Below are 353 nucleotides of genomic sequence, written 5' to 3'. Positions count from 1 at the left end.
CAGCATGTTGCTTGAGCAGCACGGCTTCCATTTCGGTCGTCACGGCATTGGCGACCAGCCGGCCGCCCGGCCGGAGTGCGGCTATGGCGGCCTCCATGACGCCGGCTTCACTGCCGCCGCCGCCGATGAAGATGGCGTCAGGCGTCGGCAATAGAGCCAGCGCGTCGGGCGCTATGCCGTCGATCACGACGAGGCCCGGCACGCCGAAATTGCCGGCATTGCGGCGGATGCGGGCAGCGCGCTCGGCATGGCCCTCGATGGCGACGGCGCGCATGGCCGGGTGGCGGAGCATCCATTCGATGGCGATCGAACCGGAGCCGGCGCCGATATCCCAGAGCAGTTCGCCCTTGCGC

1 protein-coding gene is annotated in these 353 nt (G+C 69.4%); it reads right to left on the bottom strand.

Features of this window, described 5'->3' with window-relative positions:
- Positions 1-353: precorrin-6Y C5,15-methyltransferase (decarboxylating) subunit CbiT (cbiT, locus tag AC1D0P_RS32745; protein ID WP_477680526.1), on the bottom strand; the 353-nt coding region annotated here is incomplete at both ends.

The sequence above is a fragment of the Polaromonas sp. P1_G2 genome (assembly GCF_056405515.1).
Note: the sequence above shows the minus strand (reverse complement) of the source record. Positions and strands in the feature narration are given on the sequence as shown.